1 pseudogene is annotated in these 2,708 nt (G+C 63.8%); it reads right to left on the bottom strand.

Features of this window, described 5'->3' with window-relative positions:
- Nucleotides 1-91 precede the first annotated feature (91 nt).
- A pseudogene (locus tag ACIA6T_RS35555) lies at nucleotides 92-2,708 on the bottom strand (hypothetical protein); the annotation flags it as partial.

Raw genomic sequence — 2,708 nt, 5'->3', positions numbered from 1 at the left:
GCCGGTCGAATACGAGAACAACCACTACCTCGCAACCACGAAACCCCAGGTCACACCCAACATCTGAGATCTCTACCGAACCCGGAACGGTTCACCCCGCCGTCGAATCCAGATCAGTGTCCGACCCATCCGACCCACTCAACTCACTCAACTCAGCCGAAGACTCCGAACCCCAACGATCCCTCCCATCACGCAGAGCATCGAAGTCAGACTCCGAGATCGAATCCGCGAGCGACACACGCGACCCACTCAACTCACTCAACTCAGCCGAAAACTCCGAACCCCAACGATCCCTCCCATCACGCAGAGCATCGAAGTCAAACACGAAGACCGGATCCTCAAGCGACACACGCGACCCACTCAACTCACTCAACTCAGCCGAAGACTCCGAACCCCAACGATCCCTCCCATCACGCAGAGCATCGAAGTCAAACACGAAGACCGGATCCTCAAGCGACACACGCGACCCGGACAACGACAGTTCATCCGACGAGTCCGATCCAAACTCCAACCCCGCCCCCGCCAACGAATCCAGATCAGTGTCCGCATCCGACGCCAACGAATCCAGATCAGTGTCCGCATCCGACCCACTCAACTCACTCAACTCAGCCGAAGACTCCGAACCCCAACGATCCAACGCCCTCCCATCACGCAGATCATCGAAGTCCGACTCCGAGATCGAATCCGCGAGCGACACACGTAGCTCATCCGCCACTTGGAGAATCGGCTTCCCCGCCAGTTCGTCCGGGTCCGTATCGGTCGCACCAGACACACTCGAAATCTCAGGCAAGCTGTCGAGGCTTCCGCGGAAGTCACCCGCGGGCGGTGTGCCGGACTCCATGACCGGCCGAGCATCATTGACGGAACCCTGTAGACGGTGCTCAGCACTCCCCTCAGCATCGGTCCGGGGACCCTGTCCGGAAGACTCCTCCGGCTCCTCGGTTCCGCCTGAAAATCTCCGCTCCGCCTCTCGGAAGAGCCTGGGACTGCTGGCGAGCATGGCTTGGCGTTGCGCCGGTTCGAATGCCCCCAACGGCCATGTTGATTGAAGTACCCACATAGCGCGGTCTCCCTGTGAGATCGGAAGCTTCGCCGCCTGCAGATCGCTGAGCTCCACCGGGACCTCCAGCACAGCCGGAGAGCGCAGCAGATCTGCGATCTTCGCGCTAAGATCTTCCTCGGCTGCGGTCTGGTTCGGGTTCTGCCCTGGCAAGGTGCCACCACCAGCCGCCAAGGGTTCCTGATGGCCACGGACACTGCGTGCAGGACTGGCAGCGCCGGCGGTGACGTCGGCGGGCGACACCTGGTTCACATCGGCGCCTACGGCCCCCCCACTCCCCGTGAGGGCATCACCGATACCCTCTCCGCTCTCACTGGCGGCACGCCCCGTACCACTCCGGACATCCGCGCCATGCGGCTCCGTCGGAACACGGCGGGTCTGCTCAGTCTGATCACGCTCACTCGAAGCCGACGGGTGATCAAAGCGACCGCCGCCGCCGGACGCAACCGAATGGGCAAGCTCACCCGACTCGAAACTGCGTCTCGCCAGCGCCGGATCCACGCTGGTGGGTTGAGGGGCCTGTGACGTCCCAGCCGACGGGGAATCCGCCGACGGCACCACTTCACCGGACTCGGCCAGACGCCCCGCAGCAGGCACCGCCACACCCTGGCCCGGCTCCTCCCCAGAGGCCGACACGCGGCCTGGCCCGCGAAGGCCGAGCCAACCCATCACCTTGTTCCGGACCACGTTCCTACCCCAGCTGGGCATCTTCCACCCGGAGTCACGAACCAGAGGCGCCGCCCCCACCTCCAGCACCTGCAACGACGGGGATCCACCAGCCGACGACCTCGACGACTTCAACAGTGCAACCGACTCCACGTCAGACTCCGTGTCCAAGATCACGAATTCGCCCATCAGGCTCGATTCACCCGCAGAGAGCACCTGCGTGTTACGCCCGCCAGGCGTGAGCAGGGCCTGCGGCGGGGCATCGTCGTCACGGACACCGAATCCGTGGAGGAGTTCATGGGCAGCCGGATGCTCCTCCCCAGAGGCCGGCACGCGGCCTGGCCCGCGAAGGCCGAGCCACCAACCCTCCAGCGTGTTCCGAACCACGCGCTCACCCCAACTGAGCACCTTCCACCAGGGGTCACGAACCAGAGGCGCCGCCCCCACCTCAGGCATCACATCCCACATCGGGGACTCATCAGCCCACGACATCGTCAGACTCGGCGGCTTCGACAGACTCGACGACGCATCCAAGACCCCGGAACCGACCGAAGCACCATCGAACGCTGCAACCGACTCCACGTCAGACTCCGTGTCCGAAGGCCGCCACGCGTCAAGGGCCTCGACCAACCGCTGAGCCGACCCACCCGAATCCGACCAAGCGTACTCACCCTGCACACTCGAAGACTCGACCTCGCCCCCTTGCCCTTCGAAGTCCACGCCTCTCGCCGCTGGAAGACCCGAACGCCCAGCGGTGGGTTGGATCAGCAATGGCGTACCAGCCTGCCCGTACGACACTGCCGGCATCGCATCGGACGATGCCAACTCGTCGTCCAGGTCACTGCCGTCGGCAGTGACCTGCTCCCGACGCGTGCTGACGCCGGGGTGAAGGTAGGGGGTCAGTACGTCTGCGATCTGCTGGAGATGGTCGGAGGTGATGACGATGTGCGATTGAGGATTCTCGAACTTCCCCATCAAGCTC

It is taken from the genome of Streptomyces sp. NPDC051740, from assembly GCF_044453165.1.
Classification (GTDB): Bacteria; Actinomycetota; Actinomycetes; order Streptomycetales; family Streptomycetaceae; genus Streptomyces; species Streptomyces atrovirens.
Note: the sequence above shows the minus strand (reverse complement) of the source record. Positions and strands in the feature narration are given on the sequence as shown.